Here is a 22639-nt window from a genome sequence, read left to right as displayed (position 1 = left end):
ATTGCCATGTCCAGTTTCAAGCTTCGAGCCATTGCGGCCGGCGCCGCGTCGGCGCTCGCCGTTTCCGTCCACGCGCAATCGTCCGCGCCGGGCACCTCTTCCTCCCCGCCGGCGGATACCGCCGCGCCGGCGCAATCTGCGCAATCTGCGCAACCGGCACAACCGGCGCCGTCAGGCGACACCAAGGCGCTGAACGCCGTCGTGGTGACCGCCAAGCGTCTCGACACGGTGCGCAATGCCCTGTCGCCCGATACCGGCAGTTCGGTCTACCGTTTCGACAGCGACGACATCAAGGCGCTGCCCCAGGGGGAGAACACGCCGCTCAACCAGGTCCTGCTGCAGGCGCCGGGCGTGGTGCAGGACTCCTTCGGCCAGCTGCACGTGCGCGGCGATCATGCCAACCTGCAGTACCGCATCAACGGCGTCATCATTCCCGAGCCCATCAGCGGCTTCGGCCAGATGCTCGATACGCGCTTCGCCGACGAAATCAAGCTGATCACCGGCGCGCTGCCGGCGCAGTACGGCTTCCGCACGGCGGGCATCATCGACATACGCACCAAGGGCGCGGCCACGGACGAGGAGGGCGAACCGAAGGCCTTCGGCGGCGAGATCGGGACGGTGTTCGGCAGCCATGCCGACCACGAGGCGAATGGCTATGTGCAGGGGGCGAAGGGGCCGTGGAGCTATTTCCTGAGCGGCTCCTTCACCGAGAACAACCTCGGCATCGAAAACCCGGCATCCGGGCGCAATGCCATCCACGACCATACCGACCAGGGCAAGGCCTTCGGCATGCTGTCGTACCTGATCAATGCGGATAGCCGGCTCAGCTTCATGTTCGGCAGCGCCGACAACCGCTTCCAGATTCCGAACCGGCCAGGGCTCACGCCCTCGTTCACCATCGACGGCGTGGCCACGCCCGCGTCGGATGCGCTCAACGCGAGCCAGCGCGAGAAGACCGACTTCCAGATCCTCTCGTTCCAGAACAAGGTATCGGCCGCGTTCGACTACCAGGTGTCGCTGTTCCACCGCACCAGCCGCGTCGACTACATGCCCGATCCCATCGGCGACCTGGCCTACAACGGCGTGGCGGCGAGGATCACGCGCCGGAACGAAGCCTACGGCGTGCAGGCCGATGGCAGCTATATACTCAACGCCAGCCATACGCTGCGCTCCGGCCTGTTTATGCAGCGCGAGCGCTACGGCGTCGACAACACCTCCAGCGTGCTGCCCGCCGATGCCAACGGCAACCAGACCAGCGGCGTGCCGTTCTCCATCGTGGACAACACCAGCAATACGGGCACCACGCTGGGCTTTTACCTGCAAGACGAGTGGAAGGCCACCGACAAGCTGACGGTCAACTACGGCGCGCGCTACGACCACGTCAATACGGTGGTCAGCGAGCAGCAGTTGAGCCCGCGCCTGGGTCTGACCTACGAGCTGAGCAACGTCACGCGCCTTCACGCGGGCTATGCGCGGTATTTCACGCCGCCGGCCACCGAGAAGATCGACACCACATCGGTGACCAGCTTCGCCGGCACCACCAACGCCCTGCCTTCGAACGCCAACACCGCGGTGCGCTCGGAGCGCTCGGACTATTTCGATCTCGGCGTCTCTCACCAGGCCACGCGCAACCTGACCCTGGGCCTCGACGCCTACTATCGCAAGGTGCGCCACCTGCAGGACGAAGGCCAGTTCGGCAATGCGCTGATCTTTTCCTCGTTCAACTACGACCAGGGCAGGATCTATGGCCTGGAAGGCTCGGCCAACTACCGGCAGGGCAGCTTCGCCGCCTATGCCAACGTGGGCATTTCGCGGGCCCTGGCCAAGGGCGTCGAAACCGGCCAGTTCCACTTCGGCGCGGACGAGCTGGCCTATATCGCCAGCAACTGGGTCCATCTCGACCACGACCAGACCGTGGCCGCCTCGGTGGGCACCTCCTACCTGTGGCGCGGCACGCTGCTCAGCGCCGATGCGCTGTTCGGCAGCGGCCTGCGCAATGGCTTCGCCAATATCCAGCACCTGCCGGCCTACTTCCAGGTCAATGTTGGCGTGGGCCGCACCTTCGATACGCCGGTCATCGGCAAATTCAAGGTGCGCCTCACGGTGATCAACCTGTTCGACCGCAACTACCAGCTGCGCGACGGCACCGGCATCGGCGTGGGCGCGCCGCAGTACGCACCGCGGCGCAGCTTCTACGTGGCGTTGTCCAAGCCGTTCTGAGTGCGCTGAGCCGGCGCGCCGGCGATTGCGGCGCCGCCGGCCGGCACGATCGGGCCGGCGACAAGCCGCGGCGGCGCGCAGTGCTTCCAGGCATAGAAGCGAGCGCGCAGCCGGAAACCGAGGCGCTGGCGAAACGGGGCAGGTGTTTGCCTCCATCGGCCGATATGTCGTAAATACATATTAAACGCCATTTAAATGAATTAACTTTAAAACAATGCCCCCACTGCGAAAGGCTGGCGCGCGAATCATGCTTTCGCTTATTATTTGCGCTGCCTAAAAAGGGGCGGGGAGACTCGCTCATTGCACGAGCAGATACCGCATGGGCGGGGTAAGTGAAAACAATCGCAGCGACGCGTCAGAATAAAGCAGGTATGGGAATCCCATTCAAGACCAGTACGCTACACCGGCATATCGCGTTGCTAATAGGCGGGTTCCTGTCCGCCGCGTCCTGCCTGGCGATGGACGCCGGCGAGCTCTACGAAAAGCGCTCGCCCAGCATCTGGCTGGTCAGCGTCTACAACGCGCAGGGCCAGCGCATCAAGATCGGCAGCTCGGTCGTGATCGGGCAGGAGGAACTCGTCACCAATTGCCACGTGCTGACGCTGGGAAAGTCCATCTCCATCAAGCATGAGAACACACTGCACGAGGCGCGTCTCGTGCATGCCGACGTGGAGCGGGATCTGTGCATCATCCGCGCCAAGGGTCTGGTTGCCCCGGCGGTCAAGATTGCGCCGGCTTCGACGATGAAGGTCGGTCAGCGGGTATTTGCCATCGGCTCCCCGAGGGGAATGGAGCTGACCCTGAGCGACGGCTTGGTGGCAGCGCTGAATCGGGACAGGGATGACAAGCTGTCGCGCATCCAGATCAGCGCCCCGATTTCAGGCGGGTCCAGCGGTGGCGGGCTTTTCGATACCGAGGGCCGCCTGATCGGCATACCTTACCTCACGGTTCGCGATGCGCAGAACCTGAACTTCGCCATTCCGGCAGAGTGGATCGCCGAGGTGCCAGCGCGGGCAAAAGTGGCATTGGAGAAGTTCCGCGCCGAGAATGCCGCTGGGCCGGCGGTAGCGGCCACCAGCCCCGGCCGCCCGGCAAGCGCCGCCGCCGATCCGGGCCAAAGACTATCCGGGGATGAGCTGAGCAGCCATTTTGCCAGGCTGACGCGCATCGTCGCCATCGCGCCAAATGGCACGCCGCTTGAGCTCGACTTCAAGCAGGACGGGACTTTCGGCGTGACCAACACGCAGACGCGGGGCTATTCCGACGGCCGCTGGCGCATTATGCCGGAGAGCAACGAAGTCTGTTTCGACATGGGCAACCCCAAGTTCATCGGCATGCAATATTGCTACCAGCTCGTCAGGTACGGCGAGACCTATACCATGCGATCGGTTTCCAGCCGGTATTTCTTAACCTATTCGATACAGGGATCCTGAGCAATGCGTGGCGTATCACGTGGTTCGCTTGCCTCCATCCTGATTCTCGCGGCGCTGCTCGTCAGCGCCTGTGCGGCACCCACCGTCGCGGTTACCAATCGCGCCATGGACTATCAGGGGCGGCCGACCCGTTTGTATGTGATTTCCAGCGCCGGCATGGGTTGGGGCGCGGAATTCTCCGGCGCGTTTCGTGCCAAGTTCCAGCAGATTGCCAGGCAGTGCGGGGCGAATACCAGCTTTGAAGAGATATCGGGCCTGGAACTGGACGTGAACGGGCCGCTAGCCAGGGCCGATGCATTCGGCGCCGACACCATCCTGACGATCACCCAGGGAGGCGGCGTCATCAACGGCGTCGGCGGCGGCCGCGTTTCCGCCAACTATGGCGCCACGCTGAGGGACGTCAAACAGAGCCGGGCCGTGTGGCGGGGCAATTTCTCCTTCAGTCGCGGCGGTACTGCCATCCCCATTGAAGAGCGGGGTGCGGTGCTCGCAATCGACATCACCAACAGCCTGAAGAAGGATGGCATATTCCCCGGCTGCAGCCAGATCACGCTTGGCCAGGGTGGCCGGCTGGACCCAGCCGCCATTCCCAAGGCGCGTCCGGGCAATGCCGGGCTGCCGCTCGTGCCGGCACGCTCTTCGCAGGCATCGAGCCAGGCTCCCAGCTTGCGTGACCTGCAGGACCTGTTGCCCAAGCAGTAGTAAGCGTACTGCGCGGTTTTCCCTGGCGAGCGCACGCACAGGGGGCGCCGGGGCAATAGCGATAAGGGGGAAGCGCAGGCGGGAGGAGGCTTCGCCCGCGACCGTGGTTCAGCGAGCTTGCCCCTACGCCGCCGCCTTCACGGCCCCCCTGGCGAAGAAGCTCTGCAGGTTCTCGAAGACCAGGTCCGCCATCGCGTTGCGGGTCTCGTGCGTGGCGCTGGCGATATGCGGAAGCAGCACGACGTTGTCCAGCGCGAACAGCGCCTCGGGTACCTGAGGCTCGTTTTCAAAGACGTCCAGGCCGGCGCCGGCTATGCGCCGGTGCACCAGCGCGTCCACCAGCGCGGCTTCATCCACCACGGTGCCGCGCGCGATATTGACCAGGAAGCCCTGCGGGCCGAGCGCCTCGAGCACGGCGGCGCTGACCAGGTGCCGGGTTTCCGGCCCGCCGGCCGTGGCGATGACGAGGAAATCCGCCCACTTCGCCAGTTCGGTCAGGGAGGATTCGTGACGGTAATCCACGTCCGCCACGGGGCGGCGGCTGTGATAGCGGACCTCCATGTCGAAGCCGGAGCCGCGGCGGGCAATCACACGGCCGATACGCCCCATGCCGATGATGCCGAGCCGCTTGCCGCTGACGCGGGTGGTCATCGGGAACTGCGCCTTTGGCCATTCGCCGCGCCTGACAAAACGATCGGCCGCGCTGAAGCCGCGCGCCACATCCATCAGCAGCCCAAAGGCGGTATCGGCCACGCAGTCGTTGAGCACGTCCGGCGTATAGCCGACGGCGATGCCGCGCCCACGCGCCGCCTCGAGATCGATCTTGTCGAGGCCGACGCCAAAGCTCGAAATGACCTTCAGCGCCGGCATGGCCGCGATCGTCGCGGCATCGACGCCGATCGCGGCGCGCGTGGTCAGCGCGGCGAACTCGCCGCCGCGGCTGGCGAGGAAGGCCGCGGGATCGGGCTCGGCCCACAGCGGATGGACGTCGTAGTGTTCGGCCAGGCTGGCTTCAAGGGGGGCCGGCAAGCGTCCGTGCTGGAGGAGGCGGTGTTTCATCGGGAGAGATCCGGTCGATGGTGCGGAAGTGGAGGGCGGTAGTGCAGTGGTGCTGTGGTGCAGCGGTGCGGTAGTGCGGTAGTGCGGTAGTGGGCTCCGGCGCTGCCGGTTTCAGTCCGCGCTGAGCTTGTTGTCCAGGATGATTTTCGCGTAGCGCTTGCGGTCGGTGGCGATCAGGTCCGCGAACTGCGCCGGGGTGCTGCCAACGGGAATCGCGCCCTGCGCCACCAGTTGCTCGCGCACCGCCGGCATGGCCACCACTTCCTTCACGCCCGCGGCGATCTTGTCGACGATTTCCTTCGGCGTGCCCGCCGGCGCCAGCAAGCCTACCCACGATCCTGACTCCGCGCCGGCGATGCCGGCCTCCGCCAGAGTCGGCACATCCGGCATGGCGGGCGAGCGGACCTTGCTGGTCACGGCCAGGGCGCGCAGCTTGCCCGCTTTCACATGGCCGGCGGTTTCCAGGATGGAGGCGAACAGCATATCGACGTTGCCCGCCATCAGGTCCGTCATGGCGGCGCCGCCGCCCTTGTAGGGCACGTGCAGCATATCGGTGCCGGTGGCAATCTTGAAGATCTCGGCCGACAGGTGCGGCGAGCCGCCGCTGCCGGAGCTGGCAAAGCTCAGCTTGCCCGGTTGCGCCTTGGCTAGCGCCACCAGTTCCTTGGGCGTCCTGGCCGGCAGGCCGGGCGTGACCACCAGGGCGAAGGGCAGCTCCGCCATCAGGCTGACGGGCACGAAGGCTGCCGGGTTATAGCTGAGCTTCTTGTAGAGCGTGGGATTGATGGACTGCGTGCCCACATTGCCGGCCACCAGGGTGTAGCCATCGGGCCTGGCGCGGGACACCAGGTCCAGCCCCACGTTGCCGGCCGCGCCGGGCCGGTTGTCCACCAGTACCGGCTGGCCCCACAGCTGCGACAGCCGCAGCGCAACCAGGCGGGTGCCCACATCCGTGCCGCCGCCCGGGGCGAACGGCAGGATGATGGTCACCGGCCTGGCCGGCCACGCCACGCCCGGCTGGGCCTGCGCGGTGGCTACCCAGGCACCGGCGGCCAGGGCGATCAGTGCCGCGCGGCGGCGCAGCGAAGGGATATGGAACGAGCGCATAGTGTCTCTCCAGGAATACGGTTCAATGGGCGGCCGCCGGGGATCGCCGGCATGCACCGGGCAGCGCTTGCCGCGCCAGGACTTCTCTGCTGGTAAAGCGCCAATCGAGGCCGACGCGATGCGCCAGCGCCGCCTGACAAGCCCGATGACTGTCAAACCATCACGCGTGCCGCATCAGTTGGCCGTCGCTCCCGACTTCTTCACCAGCTCGGCCCAGCGCGGGATCTCCTTGCCCATGAACGCCGCCAGCTCGGCCGGGCTGCTGCCCACCACTTCCATGCCGAGCTGCTGCGTCATCCGCTGCTGCACGGCGGGCAGTTTCAGCGCGCGCACCACTTCCGCGTTGAGGCGCTGCACCACTTCCCTGGGCGTGCCGCGCGGCGCGTACAGCGCCTGCCACGACACCATTTCAAAGCCGGGCACGCCAGCTTCGGCCATGGTCGGCACGTTCGGCGCCAGCGTGGAGCGCCTGGGCGAGGTCACCGCGAGCGCGCGCAGCTTGCCGGCCTTGATCATCGCGTCGCCCGCGGTCAGCTGGTCGAAGAGAAAGGGAACAAGACCCGCGGCCACATCCTGTATCGCCTGCGGGCTGCCCTTGTACGGCACGTGGGTCATCGGCACCTTGATGGTCTCGGCGAACAGCTCGCCGGCCAGATGCGTCGAGGTGCCCGCGCCGGAGGAGGCAAAGCTCAGCCTGCCCGGCTGCTTCCTGGCATAGGCGATCAGCTCCTGCACGTTGTTGACCGGCAGCTTGGCATCGACCATCAGCACATTGGGCACATAGGCGATCAGGCAGACCGGCTCGAAGTCCTTCACCGGGTCGTACGAGAGATTCTTGTACAGGCTGGGGTTGATGGCATGCGTGCTGATGGTGCCGCCGAACAGCGTGTAGCCATCCGGCCTGGCCCGCGCCACATAGCCGGCGCCCACCGCGCCGGCCGCGCCGGGGCGGTTCTCCACCACCACCGGCTGGCCCAACGCCTTGGAAATCTCCTGGCCGATGGTGCGGGCGACGATGTCGGTCGAGCCGCCCGCCGCGAATGGCACCACCCAGGTGATCGGGCGCGACGGCCATTTGTCCTGGGCCAGCGCGCCGGCGCTGAAGGTGGCAAGGGTGGCGAGTGCGGTGCCGGCGGCCAGCAGGCCGAGTGCGGCCACGCCGCGCAGTGCGCGTCGCTTCGAGTGATGCATATTGTCTCCATCGGTGGCCGCCTTGCCCTCGCGTATCGCGAGGGCAGGCGGTCTTGTGTGTCTGTCGTGCCCGTTGTTTCTGCCGTGGGCGTCGTGGGCGCTTGCGCCCGCCACACAGCTGCCTGGCTGCTGCCTAGCGGCCCTTGGCCTCGCGCCACGCGGCAAAGTCCTGCCGGCTTTGCTCCTGCGTCGGCGGGTACAGGCCGATGATGGAGCGGCCTTTCATGACCTCCTCGGTGACGAAGTCCTCGAAGGCGGTCATTTCCACCGCTTCCGCCGCGATCTCCTCGGCAAGGTGGCGCGGAACGACGATCACGCCTTCCGCATCGCCCACCATCACGTCGCCCGGAAACACCGCGACATCGCCGCAGCCGATCGGCCCGTTGATCTCGATCGCCTGGTGCAGCGTCAGGTTGGTGGGCGCGGAAGGGCGATGGTGATAGGCCGGCATGGCGAGGCGGGCAATCTCCGGCGAGTCGCGGAAGCCGCCGTCGGTGACCACGCCGGCCGCGCCGCGCTGCATCAGGCGCGTGATCAGGATCGAGCCGGCGGACGCCGCGCGCGCGTCCTTGCGGCTGTCGATCACCAGCACCGCGCCCGGCGGGCATTGCTCCACCGCCTGGCGTTGCGGATGGTTCGGGTCCTGGAACACCGTGATCGGGTTCAGGTCTTCGCGCGCCGGGATATAGCGCAGCGTGAAAGCCTCGCCGACCATATTGCCGCGCTCCGGGTCGAGCGGATGCACGTCCTGGATAAACTGGTTGCGCAGGCCGCGCTTGAACAGCGCGGTGCACAGGGTGGCGGTGCTGACGGTCTTGAGCTGGTCGATGGTCTGCTGGCTGAGCTGGCTGGCTTGGGTCATGGCGGGTCCGCGGTAGGAATTCGAATGATCGGGTGATCAGTAGATGCTGGGCTCGCCGGTGGGCGCGCCGAAGTCGGTTTGCAGGAAGTCGAAGTCGCAGCCGTCATTGGCTTGCCGGATGTGCTTGGAGAACATCCAGCCATAGCCACGCTCGAAGCGCGGCGGCGGCGGCGTCCACTCCGCCTGGCGGCGCGCCAGCTCCTGGTCGGACACTTCCAGGTGGATGCTACGGCGGTCGATGTCGACGGAGATCATGTCGCCGGTGCGCACCAGCGCGAACGGGCCGCCGATATAGGCCTCGGGCGAAACGTGCAGGATGCAGGCGCCGTAGCTGGTGCCGCTCATGCGCGCGTCGGACATGCGCAGCATGTCCCGCACGCCTTGCTTCACCAGCTTCTTGGGAATGGGCAGCATGCCCCATTCGGGCATGCCCGGGCCGCCTTGCGGGCCGGCATTGCGCAGGATCAGGATGTGGTCGGCGGTTACGTCGAGGTCATCGCGCTCCACCGCTTCCTTCATCGACGGATAGTCGTCGAACACCAGCGCCGGGCCGGTGTGCCTGAAGAACCGTTTCTCGCAGGCGCTCGGCTTGATCACGCAGCCGTCCGGCGCGATATTGCCCTTGAGCACGGCCAGCGCGCCCTCCTGGTAGAGCGCGTTCTCCGTGGTGCGGATCACGTCGTCGTTGTAGACCTCGGCGCCGGCGATGTTCTCGCCCAGCGTGTGGCCGGTGACGGTCAGGGTATCGAGGTGCAGCTTGTCGCTGATGCGGTTCATCAGCGCCGGCAGCCCGCCGGCGTAGAAAAAATCCTCCATCAGGTACTTGTCGCCGCTGGGCCGGATATTGGCGATCACCGGCACCCGGCGGCTGGCCGCGTCGAAATCCGCCAGCCCGATGTCGTGGCCGGCACGGCGCGCCATGGCGATCACGTGGATGATGGCGTTGGTGGAGCAGCCCATCGCCATCGCCACGGCAATGGCGTTCTCGAACGAGGCGCGCGTCTGGATCTGCTGCGGGGTCAGGTCCTCCCACACCATGCCGACGATGCGGCGTCCGGCCTCGGAGCACATGCGGATATGGTTGGCGTCAGCCGCGGGAATGGACGAGGCGCCCGGCAGCGTCATGCCGATGGCCTCGGCAATGGCCGTCATGGTGCTGGCGGTGCCCATCGTCATGCAGGTGCCGTGGCTGCGGGCGATGCCGCCCTCGATGCCGATCCACTCGGTCTTGCTGATATTGCCGGCGCGGCGCTCGTCCCAGAACTTCCAGGCGTCGGACCCGGAGCCCAGCACATTGCCCTTCCAGTTGCCGCGCAGCATCGGGCCCGCCGGCACATAGATGGCCGGCACGCCCGCGCTGGACGCCCCCATCAGCAGGCCGGGCGTGGTCTTGTCGCAGCCGCCCATCAGCACCGCGCCGTCGATGGGGTGGGAGCGGATCAGTTCCTCGGCTTCCATCGCCAGCATGTTCCGGTACAGCATGGTGGTCGGCTTGACCGCGCTTTCCGACAGCGAGATGGCAGGGAGCTCGATGGGGAAGCCGCCGGCCTGCAGGATGCCGCGCTTGACGTCGTCCACGCGCTGCTTGAAGTGGGAGTGGCAGGGGTTGATGTCGGACCACGTATTGATGATCGCGATGATCGGGCGGTCCAGCCACTCGTCGGGCGAGTAGCCCATCTGCATGATGCGCGAGCGGTGCCCGGAAGAGCGCAGGTCGTCAGGGGCAAACCAGCGCGCGCTGCGCAGCGTTTCGGGCGTCTTCTTTCGGGACGTCATTGTCTCTTCCATAGATGTTGTTATCGGGCCAGGCGCCGGTGCCGGCGTCGGTTTCGTCTGGGTCTAGATGTACGACAACCGATATCGTGAACGGAATTAAAGCACTAATATATTAGTGTGTCAAACCGTAAAAGTTTCCACTAAAATGCCTGCATGCGTGGCTGTGGCGCGGAGTCCACGGCCGTTCACGCCGCAGCCGGCAGGCTGCCGGAGGTTGCGCGGCCGTGTCTGGTGTCTGGTATAAGGCATGCGCAACCGGGTAGTCCACGCATTCCACGCATTCAATGCATTCACGCCACACGACCGGCGACAACGAAAGACCCCAAGGCCCAATGGAAGCCACCTTGTCCCCTCCGCGGATCCAGTTTCAGTTCGACCGCACCCGGCATGCCGCGCCGCAGGTCTTCGAGCATATGCGGGACATGATCATCTCGATGACGCTGACGCCCGGCACGGTGCTGTCGCGTACCGACCTGGCCGCGCAGTACGGCATCAGCCAGACGCCGGTGCGCGACGCGCTGATGCGCTTGAGCGAGGAAGGCCTGGTCGACATCTTCCCGCAGCACGCCACGGTGGTCAGTCCCATCAGCATCGCGCTGGCCCAGCAGGCGCATTTCCTGCGGCGCTCGGTGGAAGTGGAGATCGTCCGCACGCTGGCGCAAGCGCCGGATGCGGCCCTGGTGGAGCGCCTGCGCCTGAGCGTGGCGCGGCAGCAGGCCCTGCTCGCAGCCCGGGATTTCGCGGAGCTCTCCCTGTTCGACCAGGCTTTTCACCGCCAGATGTACGACGCCGCCGGCGTGCCGGACCTGTGGCTGCTGGTGCGCCGCCAGAGCGGCCACCTGGACCGCCTGCGCCGCCTGCACCTGCCGATCCCGGGCAAGGCGAACGCGGTCATCGCCGATCACACCGCCATCGTCGACGCCATCGCCCGGGGCGATGCCGACGCGGCGCAGGCCTGCCTGCGCCGGCATCTCTCGGGCACCCTGGCCAACCTCGACGAGATCCGCGCCCGCTTCGAAAACTACCTGCACTGACATCCCCTCCGCCCTCGGCCTTCGGCTGCCGCGCCGCGCTTCCTGCGGCACCCGGCGGCGGCGTCGCGTTGATCACGTGGGTGATGTAGCCGGCGCATACCACGCTATAGCCGCCATGGATCCGCAATACATGTGTTAAGTTGCTGAAACAATAGGCACTCCGAGGGGATTGGCTGCAGCAAGCCGGTTTGCGGGGCGCAAGGGTCCTGTTATCCACAGTAATTGTGGATAACAGGACCCATAAAAAGGGCGGCGATGCACAACTTCGCTTGCATTGTCAAGATTTTTGCCAGCCCCGCTTGTGCGATGAAACGTTCAGCGGGGTCACGCCAGACAAGGTTTGGCGTGCATGCTCGCGATGGGTGGCGCGTGCCGCTTGACCCCTGCCTTCGGTGGTCGATCTTGGTATCTATCTTGATGGATACCAAGCTTTGATATATATTTTGATATATATCAAAGGAGTCCGCTATGCCAGTGACCGCCAAAGTCTTTACTACCGGCCGCAGCCAGGCTGTGCGCTTGCCGCAGGAATTCCGCTTTGCCGAACGCGAGGTGTACGTGCGTCGAGATCCCGTGACTGGAGATGTAATCCTCTCCCGCAAGCCGGAAAACTGGGACAGCTTCCTGGTCGCGATCCAGGGCGAGGCTGTGCCGCCGGACTTTCTGGCCGAGCGTGAGCAAGGCATCCAGACACGCGACCCGTTGGCAGGCTTGGAATGACGCGATACATGCTCGACACCAACATCGTGAGTCACCTGCTGCGGGCCAATCCAGTGGTGGTGGCTCGCGTGACCAGCGCGCCCATGAGCGCGTTGTGCATGTCGGCCATTACCGGTGCCGAGCTGATGTACGGCTTGGCCCGGCGGCCCGAGGCCGTTCGGCTGGCTCGTGCCGTCAACGAACTGATGGCGCGCGTCGAGGTCTTGCCCTGGGCTCCGTCAGCCATGCCTGGCTACGGGCAAGCGCGCGCCTTGCTGGAAGGAAAAGGGCAGCCGATGGGGGCATTGGACATGCTGATTGCCGGGCACGCGCTGGATGTCGGCGCCGTGCTTGTGACGAATGATCAAGCGTTCGCCCGTGTGCCGGGCTTGCCAGTCGAAGACTGGTCGATGCCGACGGGGAACTGAACAATGAAGCCGATGCCCCTTGAAGAATCCGAACCTGCCTGGCGTAATCATCCGGCATCCCGCAGGCTGCACCGCCAATGCGGTCTGGTCCTCTCCTGAAAATTGGACTGATGAAGCAGTCCAGATGAGGGCTAAGCTATCGATCTTCAATCCTGGTATGGAAGAGCGCAATGGACAACGATCAGAGTTCGGTGATAGTACGAGAAGTTCAAGGCAGCGACTATGAGCAATGGCTGCAGCTTTGGCTGGCCTATCAGAATTTCTACGAAGTGAATCTGGAGGAAAGCACCACGAGGTCGACGTTCAACCGGTTCCTCGATCCAGATGAACCTGTTTATTCTTCCGTTGCCGTCAAGGACAAGCAGATTATTGGCCTGGTCAATTCGGTGCTGCATCGCTCCACATGGTCAGTGGCCGATTACTGCTACCTCGAGGATCTCTATGTCGCGCCGACGATTCGCGGTGCAGGCACGGGAAAATTGCTGATCGAATGGGTGCAAAACTTCGCGCGACAACGCCAATGCGCGCGATTGTATTGGCATACGCACGCAACCAATAAACGTGCTCAAAAGCTATACAACTGGGTTGCTCAGGATTCCGGTTTTATTGAATATCGCATGACTTTATAGCACCTCCGGCCGCGCGGGCAATTCGGCGTTGCTGGTCAAGGTCGTGTCCGGGATCATGCCCGGACACTGCATCGGCAAAGCGCGAGAGGCTGCCGCGCGGTGACGGTACGGGGCAGGCCTGTCTAGTGGAGTCCGGTCGATTCAGGCAGAATTCACCGCTCCATCGATGGATTTACCAAATATTGGCAGGCCGCATCATGCTCAGCATCGAGCTGGAAACGCTCAAGATCCACATTGCCGATCCGAAGCTGGCCTCGCTGGAACTGCGTGTCCGCGTGCAACGCGCGCTGCGTCAACTGATACTGAATGGCGTCCTCGCGCCCGGCTGCCGCCTGCCTGCAACCCGCACACTCTCGCAATCATTGAGCGTGTCGCGGGATACCGTGGAGATGGCCTACGTCCAATTGCAGCTGGACGGCTATATCTGCCGGCGCGAAGGCTCCGGCAGCTTCGTCTCGGACAAGCTTGGAGCGGGCTTGCTGGGGACGCGCAAGAGACATGGCAGCCTGTCCGCAGCGCTGCGCCCGAAGGCCGCCCAACCCGCGGCGCTCAGTGGAAGAGGCGCGGATATCCTTGCCAACGGCGGCGTGTCGGATCAGCAGGTGGTCAAGGCCTTCGCCACGGGACTGCCCGAAACCCGCACGTTTCCCGTGGAAACCTGGGAGCGGCTGCAGCGCCAGGCCTTCAAGGACTGCCGCTCCAGCGTCCTTCTGCACGGCGACCCGCAAGGCGCCGAGCCGCTGCGCCAGGCCATCGCGGACTATCTCAATCTGGAGCGCGGTGCCAGGGTGACGGCAGATCAGGTGCTGGTGCTGACCAGCACCCGTCAGGCGCTCTTCCTGTGCGCCCAGGTGCTGGCCGATGCCAACCAGCCCATCCTCATGGAGGACCCTGGCTATTTCGGTGCGCGCAAGGCGTTTGAGATGGCGCAACTCAAGATCGTGCCGATCCCCGTGGACGAAAAGGGGCTGCGCACGGATCGCCTGCGCGCGGACAGGAGCGGCGCCAATACCATCTACGTCACCCCCTCGCATCAGTACCCCACGGGTGCCACGCTCGCGTTGGAGCGTCGCCTCGAGCTGACGGCCTGGGCGGCCGAGCGGCAGGGCTGGATCATCGAAGACGACTACGACAGCCAGTTTCACTACGAAGGCTTGCCGACCGCTTGCGTGCAAGGGCTGGATACGTTTCAGAGGACAATCTACCTGGGCACATTCAGCAAGTCCCTGTACCCCGGTTTGCGCATGGGCTACATGGTGCTGCCGCATGAACTGGTCAAACCAATGACCTATGCCAGAAGCATCCTGGACGGTCACACCCCGCAGATCGCCCAGTTGACATTGGCGCGCTTCATGGATGCCGGCCATTTCGGTGCCCACGTCCGCTCCATGCGAAAAATCTATGCGGTGCGGCGTGAAGCGATGGCCCATGCCGTTCTGCGGCACCTGTCCGGCATCGTGACGGCCCACTTGCCCCCGGGCGGATTGCAGATGCCCTGCCTGCTGGCCGAGGGCTGGTCAGAGCAGGACACCATCAGGCAAGCGGCACGGGCAGGCATCCAGCTACCCGGACTCAGCCGTCTCTATGCCAGGCCCCCCGCCGCCGGCGGCTGGTTGCTCGGATTTGCCGCGCTCACTCCCCACGAGATCGATACCGCCACCCGGCGTCTGGCCAAAGCCATTGCGCGGCCGTTCGCCGCGTAGTTGTTCGATGGTGGACGGACGCATCGGACCGCGTGGCCAATGCGGTCTGGTCTTCTCCCAAAAACTGGACTGATGAAGCAGTCCGGATGAAGGCTAAGCTACCTCTCTTCGAGAGATCGGCACGTTCTTGCGCCGGTACTCCTCATAGAGCATGTCCAATCGCGGAGCGACCACGAGGTACAGCGAACCGGAAGGCGCACCAGATGCCTGCTCGCGCTGTGTCAGTTGCAGCCGCAGCCTCTGAGTGGACCACTCGCCCCGGAACATCCCGGCATGCGAGACCGGGTCACCAAACATGAACTCGACTGAGAAGCCAAGTTGCTCGCGGTAGAACTGCACGGCGGAGGCGACGTCAGCTACCTCCAGTACCGGTTCGACCCCATAGAACAGCGGCACGCTGTCTTGGTGAGTTGGCACCCGATCGTTCTCCTGCGAATTGCGGTCGAGCCACTGCGAACGCGTGCTCCCGTACACCAGCGTTTCGCGCGATTGGCGCTCTCGCGGATAGATCTGGCGGAAACAGCCTCGCCGCGCGAACCCGAGCGACTCCGCGACCCGTCGGGACGACATGTTGGCCTCATGGATCCACAGTTCGACGCGGTCAAGGTTCAACTCCAGAAATCCGAAGTCCAGCGCCGCACGCGCCGCTTCCTTCGCGTATCCCCGGGACCGGTGTGCGGCATGGATGGCGTAACCAAAGCCCGGGATCGTACCGAAGCCGAGAAAACCCAGGAAACCGATCGTCTCCTGCGACGCGTTCGCACGCACGGTCCACCAGCATGCTTGCGGCGGGCGCAGCATGGATTCGATAGCCGCCCGCGTTTCCTCCATTGTCTGGTGCGGGAGCGTGTGCCAATACGGCATCGCTTCGGCATCGTGGAACAGCGCGAACAAGGCTGGCGCATCGTCCAGACATAACGCATGCAACTGCAGCCTGGCAGTTTGCAAGGGTCGCACTAGCGTCTTCGTTCAGCAGAGTCCAGTGACAGTCCAGACAACCGGCTCAGTGGCGTGCGGCCGGCGGCCGGTAATGTCTGCCTGGATCGCCGTCGCCGTCCCGAGTTCGGCTACCTTAAAGGCAAGAGGTACCTTGACCCGCTGCCACCATGGCGCGATGGACGCGGCAGTACGCTTCCAGCTCAGGTACACAAAACGCGCTGCAGGCTTGCCGTGAACGAAGGGACCAGCGAAATCGATATTGCCGGCCCCTTGTCGCGCACCTGGATCACGCACTTGAAAGCAGTGGCCGAACACAGTGTCACAAACTACTCCCTTTGTGGGGTTGAATAATAAGTTGGGTTACAACAGGAGCCGTCAACTTCCAATCAAAATGCCGGATGGCCGCCTTTAATGTATCTTGTATAGTACATCTATGAGGCGTCGTGGATGTATATTTTCTTTTCAAGTGCTCCATGCTACGCTTCGCGAAAGGTGTGATGCTTTCAGTTTGCTTTCGATTTGCCGCCAAACCATGCCTGATGGATATTTCGATAGATATCGAGCTATTAGTTCTCATGGTCTAGCGTGGCAGCCTAATGGGATTGGCCGACGGCTAATGCGCTCCCAGTGAGAGCTGTAAGCATAATTCAACGAATACTGGTGAGTAGATGAACCATGGCTGGATACGCCCCGGAAGTAAGCCGGCGCGACATACTGCGATCGAAATCGGAAAAGGGATTTCACTGGCACTCGCATTTCTTTCGGGCGTGCCTAAAATCGCATTAGCGACGGAGAGTCTTCCGATAGCGCCGGAGCGAGTCATTCAGGTGAGAGGCCAAGATTCGGTTGTCGAAGAACTAATCATGGCTCCAGAGGCGACCAAGCTTTGGCGCGAGATTCAGTCGTTCGTTGCGGAAGGTGGCGATCTCACCGATTTCTCGCGACTGGTCGCACGTTTCAGTCTCGCAACTAGGGAGCCAATTGATGAAATCAATATCACCGACCCGAAAATCAGAATGCGAAATGACTTCCGAGGAAAGAATGGATTGATTTCAGGCGGGGATTACGGAATTATCGGGTCAACGGATGAGACTGCGAGTCGTGCCATAACTTTTAAAATCCGCCTCGATAGCACGCAAGTATGCATCTCCGAGTCCGAAATTGTTCGTGTGTTTGGAAAAACGATTCCGGCAATTCCAACTCACGTGCAGTACGAGTATGCAAAAGACCCTGTTGGAATTGAGCACGGTCTAGGCTACAAAATTCACGAACATAATCCCGCGGTATTTGGGTTCCAGATTTCCCCAAGCGGGTGCGCGTCAATTTTTGGTGTAACTCGTGACTTACCAAGAAAACCTGGATAAATAAATAATATGTCATTGAACCCCGAGACTCTAGCTAAGCTATCATCGATTCCGAGCACGTTTGGTAACGGCGCCTAGGGAAGGACTTCATGGCTCTGCAAAGCGCAGCAATTGAGGCTCGGCGAGCGGTATTGCTCGCTCCAGCGCCGATAGAGCGAGATAGCCGTCGGTGCGGTCGACTAGCTTGAGACGACGGTCGACAGTCCTCGGTGCTCGGGCGTAGTCTTGCTTGACATGCTCCCCCCCTCGGCCGATAGCCAGCTGCGCTGGGAGCGGGAAGGATGGGGATTCCCACCGCGTCTGGGACGGCGCTACCCATCTCAGATCGCCTCGGCGTTCCCGCTTCGCTGAGGGGGCCTGGCCGCACCGGTGCTCGAATCTACGCAAGCTGGCACACGAACTCAGTGTACTACTCTACGGTGAATCCGGAATTGCGGAGCGCATGCCGGACTGCCTGCGAGTCGCAGTTCTCAGTAACGAGGAAGCGAACGCCCATGCGCCGGCCGCAGCGGGCGAAGGCGACGAAGTGATCACGCCAGTCGCCTGCGTAGGTGAGTTCATGCACCAGCGTATTCTGACCGGCGATGTGTACGCCGGCAGCCGTGAGAGCGTCCAACAGGGTTCCGATATCAACCCCCCCTTTGCTCGAAGCCGCCATCCAAAAAGAAGCGCTCCAAAGCGGAAAAGATGGCGGGCCGCAACTCGTTCTCCCATGGCCACAACCACCGGTCCTTCCAGTCTGGCCCGGCATCAGCAAAGCGTTGCGGGACATGCTCCGCAAGCGTGGATCCCAAGACCGTCAGCGTGAAGGGCTTCCCAGCGTTGAGATGCGCCAAAAGTACTTCGCTGAAGAGGCCTTCGAATAGCCGAGAACGCAGGTCGTTTGCCGCGCTTCATGGATGCCGGCCATTTCGGTACCCACGTCCGCTCCATGCGAAAAATCTATGCGGTGCGGCGTGAAGCGATGGCCCATGCCGTTCAGCGGCACCTGTCCGGCATCGTGACGGCCCACTTGCCCCCGGGCGGATTGCAGATGCCCTGCCTGCTGGCCGAGGGCTGGTCAGAGCAGGACACCATCAGGCAAGCGGCACGGGCCGGCATCCAGCTACCCGGACTCAGCCGTCTCTATGCCAGGCCCCCCGCCGCCGGCGGCTGGTTGCTCGGATTTGCCGCGCTCACTCCCCACGAGATCGATACCGCCACCCGGCGTCTGGCCAAAGCCATTGCGCAGCCGTTTGCTGCGTAGTTGTTCGATGGTGGACGGACGCATCGGACCACACGGCCAATGCGGTCTGGTCTTCTCCCAAAAACTGGACTGATGAAGCAGTCCGGATGAAGGCTAAGCTACCTCTCTTCGAGATCAGGGGAGGGCAGCGCTTTCCTCCCTGAAACCGCAACCCCATCAGGAAGGACCGGCCCGCGTGAACAGATCAACAGCAAGACTACGGCTCGCCGACTTCGCGGCACCGGCAATCGCCGCACTGATTTCGGTCATCGTCAACTACGGCGGCACCTTCGTCCTGGTTTTCCAGGCCGCCCAGCTTGCCCGGCTCAGCCCGGCGCAAACAGCCTCCTGGGTCTGGTCGGTGAGCATCGGCGTCGGCTTGACCGGAGCCTGGCTGAGCTACCGCTATCGCGAACCGATCATCACAGCCTGGTCCACGCCCGGCGTCGCCTTCCTGGCAACGGTCATGCCGTACACACCCTATGGCGAAGTGATCGGGGCTTACGTCATCTCGGCTATCGGCTTCATCCTGCTCGGCATGTCCGGCGCCTTCGAGCGCCTGGTGCGGTTGATTCCCGGCGGCATTGCCGCTGGATTGCTTGCCGGCATCCTCTTGCAGTTCGGCGTGAATGCGTTCGGCGGCGCAAGCGCCGATCCGCTGCTGGTCGTCGTGCTGGTGGTGTCCTACGCCGCGCTGCGCCGCTTCACCTCGCGCTTCGCCGTGGTAGGAATCCTGGTCATCGGCATGGCCATGCTCATTGCGCAGGACAGGATCGACGTGCAGCGCATTCACCTGAGCCTGGCCGCCCCCGTTTTTGAAATGCCGCAATTCTCCGTAGGCTCCCTGCTGGGCGTGGCGCTACCCCTGTTCGTCATCACGCTGACCGGACAGTACATGCCCGGCATGCTGGTGCTGCGCAACGACGGCTTCAAGACCAGCGCCAACCCGATTCTCGCGGTGACCGGGCTCGGCTCGCTCATCATGGCCCCGTTCGGCGCGCACGCCTTCAATGTGGCGGCCATCACCGCGGCGATCTGCACCGGCAAGGACGCACACCAGGATCCGTCCAAACGCTACCTCGCCGGACTGGTGTGCGGCATCCTCTACGTCACGGTCGGTATCTTCGGCGTCACGCTGGCCACCTTGTTCATGGTGCTGCCGCGCACCTTCATCACGACCCTGGCGGGGCTGGCCTTGCTCGGCGCCATCGGCGGCAGCCTGGCCAATGCCATGGCCGATGCCCGCACACGCGAGACGGCGCTGATTACCTTCCTGGCAACGGCAGCCAACGTGACCTTGCTGGGCGTGGGCGGCGCGTTCTGGGGGCTCGTGGCAGGCCTGGTGGCGCATCTGCTGATCCACGGTGGCCGCAAGACCCTGATCGAAGCGGCCGTGGCCAAGTGAAAGCAGGTTTTCACGCCACGGCTTCGCGCTGCTGTCGCGCATCTGTGGGCAGGGAGCCGTGGCCTGCGTCGCGTTCAGGCGCGAAACAGCAAGGTGGTTCACCCAGCCAGGCAGCGGCTCGGCGCGCTTGACCGCCATGCATGAATTGGCTGCCATCGGCGCGGCCAGATTCGGCATCCTTCCAGCCCCCTCGGCCTTGAAGGCGTCCGTCGCACGGTGATCCCGATTCACTGGCAGCTCGGACCTGCCGCCGCAGAGTGTGCTCTCCACTGCGAGCTTGGCGCCTTGAATTGAAATCAATCAGCGCAGTGTTCGAGTGATGGTAAATCATAAAAATTAACACGCGCTCCCTCAGGCTGTATTCGAGAAATTTCTGCTTTTGAATGCAGAAAATTCTTTATTTGCATGAGCTTGGGAAATGCGACTTTCAACCGTTCTCAGCGCCCGCGAATGCGGGTAATGTGCAGCGCGTGCAGGCATGTCGTCGAGCGATGCGCCTCCCTTTGCGGCAGGCGCAGCCTCTGCCGCGCTGACAATGGAGCGATAGACAATGGCGGATTGTATTGATGAGCGGAACGAATACGGCGGTGCGTCCGGCGGTGCGTCGCGCAAGAGCCTCACCGGGCAGCAGTCGTATTTCGTCTATGTGCCCAGCAGCGCCAGCGCCGCCGGGCTGTCGGTGGTGTCGTTCGAAGCCGTCGAGCGCATGGGCGAGCCCTACACCGTGACGATCCAGCTGACGCACCCGCTGGAACTCGACCGCGCGGATTATCTCAACAAGGACGCCACCTTCGTCATCGATCCCGCCGACGGGCGAGTGACGCGCGGAGTGTCGCAATTGCTTCGAGATATGGGGGCGACTCTTCAGTCCGTCCAGTTTGTCGATACATCTGCGTAGGCAAGCTCGTTCGGCACAGCCAGCGCACTGTCGCGCCCCGCGGTCGCGGAACTACCATCATTGCCTCCGGCGTCGCGAAGGCCTCAATGGCATACAAGACATGAAGCAAAGAACCACGTTGGCAATCGCATGTCTAGCGCTGTTCCCGACAGCCTGTAATCCACCCAAGGCATTAACGAAAGAGGAGAACAATACAGTGAACGAACTGACAGCCAATCTCGGTCCGCGCTGTGTGGGACGCTACCTGATTGATATGCCGGTGGATGTTTTTGCGTTTGGCGGCATCACGGTGGACCGGGTTCCCATTGAGGCTGTGGCAATGACAGAGGATCAGTTTCAGCGGGAGGTCGCCTCGCGCGAGGCGGAGCTGAAAGGCATCAGGAGTGTCGATGCTTACCCGTTCCTGTATGCGAACGGGGAGGTATCGGGCGCGGCTACGCGATTTTTCATTCATCGGGGCGATGCACTTGCCAACCCAAGTAGACGCGTTATCGAAGCTTACAAGTGGGATCGGGGCTTCCAGATCAAGATGCAAATGAAGGGGTGGGATTTCACCAGCCCGGATCAAACCAAGGACTCGCTTGTTCAGAAAATGACCGTCAAGAACAACGTTCCCGCACTGCTCGGCCTCATGTTCGATTTGCTGAAGCGCGTGCGTGGCCGCCCGGAAAGTGAGATTCCATCCGAGCCAGGAGCCTGCTTTGTTGGTGGGTTCCTGCCGGGAAAGGCAGGTGCCAGGGAAAACATTTTGGCTCAGTTCGTGCTGCATGACAATCTCGATGTGAGCTTTACCCTGACTACGGACTCCGATATTCGGGAGTCCACCATCCTCTTGCAACGTGGCGACGGCATCAACGCAGCACTCAAGGAAAGAGATGGACGAACGATTCGCAAGGGGTCAGTGGACTTACCCGGGCTACAGGCAGAAGAATGGCTGATGGCAGGAAGGACGAATCGAGGTGTGCCAGGTCACCATCTGATGTTGGAGGCGAACTCGCTGACCGGAGGCGCGCAGACCCCACTGGTCGCACTGGAATTGAATACTGGATCTCACAACAACGTGTTGGATGATCATTCTGCGGTTAGGCCGGCCTCGTTAGCCGACGGCGAAGCCGTTTCTCTCTGGGACGTGGTCTCGCGAACCTTGCGTCCGCGGCAGAATGGGTTTTAACGAATGGTGCCTATGCAGTCGCGGCAACGTCTGGATTTACTCGGTCTGTCAGGACTGGACTGTGATCTGGCGGCGCGCTCGGACTCGTCGCGGGGATTGATGCTGGCTGACGACTGGCTGGACCGCGAATCAATCTTGCCTCTACTTTTGATATCTGTCAGAGCGCCGGCGGCAATGCCACCTTGACCGAATAGTCAGGGTGCCGGGGTAGTAGTCGAGGCGGGGCTTCGACTTCCGTCTAATCAGATGCGTTCAGCCCCCTCGGCCTTGAAGTCCTCCATGGCGCGGTGATCCCGATCTACTGGCAGCTCGGAACTGCCGCCGCAGAGTGTGATCTCCACCGGGATCTTCGCGCCTTGGCTTGAAATCAATCGGCGCAGCGTTCGAGCGATGGTAAATCATAAAAAATAACACGCGGTCCCTCAGGCTGTATTCGAGAAATTTCTCCTTTTGAGTGCGGAAAATTCTTTATTTGCATGAGCTTGGAAAATGCGACTTTCAACCGTTCTCAGCGCCCGCGAATGCGGGTAAGGTGCAGCGCGAGCGGGCATGTCGTCGAGCGATACGCCTCCCTTTGCGGCAGGCACAGCCTCTGTCGCGCTGACAATGGAGCGATAGGCAATAGCGGATTGGATTGATGAGCGGAACGAATACGGCGGTGCGTCGCGCAAGAGGCTCACCGGGCAGCAGTCGTATTTCGTCGAGGTGCCCAGCAGCGCCAGCGCCGCCGGGTTGTCGGTGGTGTCGTTCGAAGCCGTCGAGCGCATGGGCGAGCCCTACACCGTGACGATCCA

21 protein-coding genes are annotated in these 22639 nt (G+C 63.1%); 13 read left to right on the top strand and 8 right to left on the bottom strand.

The window, feature by feature from the left end; genetic code table 11:
• The first annotated feature begins 6 nt into the window (after nucleotides 1-6).
• From AC3FOF_RS41600 to AC3FOF_RS41590, 3 genes are all read left to right on the top strand, one after another.
• Entirely contained in the window at nucleotides 7-2220 is a 2214-nt protein-coding gene (locus AC3FOF_RS41600) for a TonB-dependent receptor (RefSeq protein WP_488729978.1), read from the top strand.
• A gap of 332 nt (nucleotides 2221-2552) precedes the next feature.
• Nucleotides 2553-3653, top strand: coding sequence for a S1C family serine protease (locus tag AC3FOF_RS41595; RefSeq protein ID WP_488729977.1), 1101 nt, complete (start codon nucleotides 2553-2555; stop codon nucleotides 3651-3653).
• 3 nt (nucleotides 3654-3656) lie between these two features.
• Nucleotides 3657-4355 (top strand): hypothetical protein, encoded by a 699-nt coding sequence (locus AC3FOF_RS41590; protein ID WP_488729976.1) that lies wholly within the window; start codon nucleotides 3657-3659, stop codon nucleotides 4353-4355.
• A 123-nt stretch (nucleotides 4356-4478) separates the two neighbouring features.
• Here AC3FOF_RS41590 and AC3FOF_RS41585 read toward each other — a convergent pair whose 3' ends face one another.
• From AC3FOF_RS41585 to araD, 5 genes are all read right to left on the bottom strand, one after another.
• Nucleotides 4479-5414 carry a 2-hydroxyacid dehydrogenase gene (locus AC3FOF_RS41585; RefSeq protein WP_276267213.1) on the bottom strand — a complete coding sequence of 312 codons (936 nt, stop codon included), beginning with the start codon at nucleotides 5412-5414 and terminating at the stop codon, nucleotides 4479-4481.
• A 111-nt stretch (nucleotides 5415-5525) separates the two neighbouring features.
• Nucleotides 5526-6521, bottom strand: a complete 996-nt coding sequence (locus tag AC3FOF_RS41580) for a Bug family tripartite tricarboxylate transporter substrate binding protein (RefSeq protein ID WP_488729975.1) — start codon at nucleotides 6519-6521, stop codon at nucleotides 5526-5528.
• A gap of 174 nt (nucleotides 6522-6695) precedes the next feature.
• Nucleotides 6696-7712: a Bug family tripartite tricarboxylate transporter substrate binding protein gene (locus tag AC3FOF_RS41575; RefSeq protein WP_488729974.1), complete on the bottom strand. Its 1017-nt coding sequence runs from the start codon at nucleotides 7710-7712 to the stop codon at nucleotides 6696-6698.
• A 133-nt stretch (nucleotides 7713-7845) separates the two neighbouring features.
• Nucleotides 7846-8574, bottom strand: coding sequence for a ribonuclease activity regulator RraA (locus tag AC3FOF_RS41570; protein ID WP_017228081.1), 729 nt, complete (start codon nucleotides 8572-8574; stop codon nucleotides 7846-7848).
• 36 nt (nucleotides 8575-8610) lie between these two features.
• Nucleotides 8611-10350 carry an L-arabinonate dehydratase gene (gene araD, locus AC3FOF_RS41565; protein WP_488729973.1) on the bottom strand — a complete coding sequence of 580 codons (1740 nt, stop codon included), beginning with the start codon at nucleotides 10348-10350 and terminating at the stop codon, nucleotides 8611-8613.
• A 332-nt stretch (nucleotides 10351-10682) separates the two neighbouring features.
• On the opposite strand from araD, the gene AC3FOF_RS41560 reads away from it, so the two are divergent.
• The 5 genes from AC3FOF_RS41560 to pdxR all read left to right on the top strand — a co-directional run bounded on the left by AC3FOF_RS41560 (nucleotide 10683) and on the right by pdxR (nucleotide 14843).
• Nucleotides 10683-11384: a GntR family transcriptional regulator gene (locus AC3FOF_RS41560; protein ID WP_017228083.1), complete on the top strand. Its 702-nt coding sequence runs from the start codon at nucleotides 10683-10685 to the stop codon at nucleotides 11382-11384.
• A 468-nt stretch (nucleotides 11385-11852) separates the two neighbouring features.
• Nucleotides 11853-12104: an antitoxin gene (locus AC3FOF_RS41555; protein WP_017228084.1), complete on the top strand. Its 252-nt coding sequence runs from the start codon at nucleotides 11853-11855 to the stop codon at nucleotides 12102-12104.
• A gap of 8 nt (nucleotides 12105-12112) precedes the next feature.
• Nucleotides 12113-12511, top strand: a complete 399-nt coding sequence (locus AC3FOF_RS41550; protein ID WP_488729972.1) for a type II toxin-antitoxin system VapC family toxin — start codon at nucleotides 12113-12115, stop codon at nucleotides 12509-12511.
• A gap of 170 nt (nucleotides 12512-12681) precedes the next feature.
• A complete protein-coding gene (locus tag AC3FOF_RS41545; protein WP_488729971.1) occupies nucleotides 12682-13140 on the top strand; it encodes a GNAT family N-acetyltransferase in 459 nt (152 codons plus the stop codon).
• Nucleotides 13141-13337: 197 nt separating this feature from the next.
• Nucleotides 13338-14843 (top strand): MocR-like pyridoxine biosynthesis transcription factor PdxR, encoded by a 1506-nt coding sequence (gene pdxR / locus AC3FOF_RS41540; RefSeq protein WP_488729970.1) that lies wholly within the window; start codon nucleotides 13338-13340, stop codon nucleotides 14841-14843.
• Nucleotides 14844-14936: 93 nt separating this feature from the next.
• Here the strand turns inward: pdxR and AC3FOF_RS41535 are convergent, their stop codons facing one another.
• Both AC3FOF_RS41535 and AC3FOF_RS41530 read right to left on the bottom strand, forming a co-directional pair.
• Complete coding sequence (locus AC3FOF_RS41535) at nucleotides 14937-15800, bottom strand: GNAT family N-acetyltransferase (RefSeq protein ID WP_488729969.1); 864 nt, start codon at nucleotides 15798-15800, stop codon at nucleotides 14937-14939.
• A 12-nt stretch (nucleotides 15801-15812) separates the two neighbouring features.
• Nucleotides 15813-16076 (bottom strand): DUF5990 family protein, encoded by a 264-nt coding sequence (locus AC3FOF_RS41530; protein WP_488729989.1) that lies wholly within the window; start codon nucleotides 16074-16076, stop codon nucleotides 15813-15815.
• Between the two features lie 374 nt (nucleotides 16077-16450).
• Here AC3FOF_RS41530 and AC3FOF_RS41525 point away from each other — a divergent pair, with 374 nt between their 5' ends.
• The 5 genes from AC3FOF_RS41525 to AC3FOF_RS41505 all read left to right on the top strand — a co-directional run bounded on the left by AC3FOF_RS41525 (nucleotide 16451) and on the right by AC3FOF_RS41505 (nucleotide 21845).
• Nucleotides 16451-17146: a hypothetical protein gene (locus AC3FOF_RS41525; RefSeq protein ID WP_488729968.1), complete on the top strand. Its 696-nt coding sequence runs from the start codon at nucleotides 16451-16453 to the stop codon at nucleotides 17144-17146.
• Between the two features lie 895 nt (nucleotides 17147-18041).
• Nucleotides 18042-18392, top strand: a complete 351-nt coding sequence (locus AC3FOF_RS41520; protein ID WP_488729967.1) for a hypothetical protein — start codon at nucleotides 18042-18044, stop codon at nucleotides 18390-18392.
• 175 nt (nucleotides 18393-18567) lie between these two features.
• Complete coding sequence (locus AC3FOF_RS41515; protein ID WP_017228088.1) at nucleotides 18568-19776, top strand: benzoate/H(+) symporter BenE family transporter; 1209 nt, start codon at nucleotides 18568-18570, stop codon at nucleotides 19774-19776.
• Between the two features lie 550 nt (nucleotides 19777-20326).
• Nucleotides 20327-20674, top strand: a complete 348-nt coding sequence (locus tag AC3FOF_RS41510; RefSeq protein ID WP_488729966.1) for a hypothetical protein — start codon at nucleotides 20327-20329, stop codon at nucleotides 20672-20674.
• Between the two features lie 100 nt (nucleotides 20675-20774).
• Nucleotides 20775-21845: a T6SS immunity protein Tli4 family protein gene (locus AC3FOF_RS41505; RefSeq protein WP_488729965.1), complete on the top strand. Its 1071-nt coding sequence runs from the start codon at nucleotides 20775-20777 to the stop codon at nucleotides 21843-21845.
• A 422-nt stretch (nucleotides 21846-22267) separates the two neighbouring features.
• Here AC3FOF_RS41505 and AC3FOF_RS41500 read toward each other — a convergent pair whose 3' ends face one another.
• Nucleotides 22268-22612 (bottom strand): hypothetical protein, encoded by a 345-nt coding sequence (locus AC3FOF_RS41500; protein WP_488727302.1) that lies wholly within the window; start codon nucleotides 22610-22612, stop codon nucleotides 22268-22270.
• Nucleotides 22613-22639 lie beyond the last annotated feature (27 nt).

It is taken from the genome of Cupriavidus sp. 96C5-1, assembly GCF_057798855.1.
The sequence above is the reverse complement of the archived record's forward strand: the minus strand, read 5'-3'. Positions and strand labels throughout refer to the sequence as shown.

Coding starts and splice junctions, on each gene's coding strand:
- AC3FOF_RS41600 (WP_488729978.1), top strand. CDS start 7: ATGTCCAGTTTCAAGCTTCGAGCCATTGCGGCCGGCGCCGCGTCGGCG.
- AC3FOF_RS41590 (WP_488729976.1), top strand. CDS start 3,657: ATGCGTGGCGTATCACGTGGTTCGCTTGCCTCCATCCTGATTCTCGCG.
- AC3FOF_RS41585 (WP_276267213.1), bottom strand. CDS start 5,414: ATGAAACACCGCCTCCTCCAGCACGGACGCTTGCCGGCCCCCCTTGAA.
- AC3FOF_RS41580 (WP_488729975.1), bottom strand. CDS start 6,521: ATGCGCTCGTTCCATATCCCTTCGCTGCGCCGCCGCGCGGCACTGATC.
- AC3FOF_RS41575 (WP_488729974.1), bottom strand. CDS start 7,712: ATGCATCACTCGAAGCGACGCGCACTGCGCGGCGTGGCCGCACTCGGC.
- AC3FOF_RS41570 (WP_017228081.1), bottom strand. CDS start 8,574: ATGACCCAAGCCAGCCAGCTCAGCCAGCAGACCATCGACCAGCTCAAG.
- araD (WP_488729973.1), bottom strand. CDS start 10,350: ATGACGTCCCGAAAGAAGACGCCCGAAACGCTGCGCAGCGCGCGCTGG.
- AC3FOF_RS41560 (WP_017228083.1), top strand. CDS start 10,683: ATGGAAGCCACCTTGTCCCCTCCGCGGATCCAGTTTCAGTTCGACCGC.
- AC3FOF_RS41555 (WP_017228084.1), top strand. CDS start 11,853: ATGCCAGTGACCGCCAAAGTCTTTACTACCGGCCGCAGCCAGGCTGTG.
- AC3FOF_RS41550 (WP_488729972.1), top strand. CDS start 12,113: ATGCTCGACACCAACATCGTGAGTCACCTGCTGCGGGCCAATCCAGTG.
- AC3FOF_RS41545 (WP_488729971.1), top strand. CDS start 12,682: ATGGACAACGATCAGAGTTCGGTGATAGTACGAGAAGTTCAAGGCAGC.
- pdxR (WP_488729970.1), top strand. CDS start 13,338: ATGCTCAGCATCGAGCTGGAAACGCTCAAGATCCACATTGCCGATCCG.
- AC3FOF_RS41525 (WP_488729968.1), top strand. CDS start 16,451: ATGAACCATGGCTGGATACGCCCCGGAAGTAAGCCGGCGCGACATACT.
- AC3FOF_RS41520 (WP_488729967.1), top strand. CDS start 18,042: ATGGATGCCGGCCATTTCGGTACCCACGTCCGCTCCATGCGAAAAATC.
- AC3FOF_RS41510 (WP_488729966.1), top strand. CDS start 20,327: ATGGCGGATTGTATTGATGAGCGGAACGAATACGGCGGTGCGTCCGGC.
- AC3FOF_RS41505 (WP_488729965.1), top strand. CDS start 20,775: ATGAAGCAAAGAACCACGTTGGCAATCGCATGTCTAGCGCTGTTCCCG.
- AC3FOF_RS41500 (WP_488727302.1), bottom strand. CDS start 22,612: ATGCGCTCGACGGCTTCGAACGACACCACCGACAACCCGGCGGCGCTG.